Raw genomic sequence first — 255 nt, 5'->3', positions numbered from 1 at the left:
GTCCAGACTCCTACGGGAGGCAGCAGTGGGGAATTTTGGACAATGGGGGCAACCCTGATCCAGCAATGCCGCGTGAGTGAAGAAGGCCTTCGGGTTGTAAAGCTCTTTTGTCAGGGAAGAAAAGGGATTGGCTAATATCTGGTCCTCATGACGGTACCTGAAGAATAAGCACCGGCTAACTACGTGCCAGCAGCCGCGGTAATACGTAGGGTGCAAGCGTTAATCGGAATTACTGGGCGTAAAGCGTGCGCAGGC

The 255-nt window shown here is 53.7% G+C and carries 1 rRNA gene; it reads left to right on the top strand.

The annotated features are described in order from the left end of the window. Window positions 1-255, top strand: a 16S ribosomal RNA gene (locus GTP58_RS30975); the annotation flags it as partial.

It is taken from the genome of Duganella sp. CY15W (assembly GCF_009857555.1).
Taxonomy (GTDB): Bacteria; Pseudomonadota; Gammaproteobacteria; order Burkholderiales; family Burkholderiaceae_D; genus Rugamonas; species Rugamonas sacchari.
This window is presented reverse-complemented; position numbering and strand designations above follow the sequence as displayed.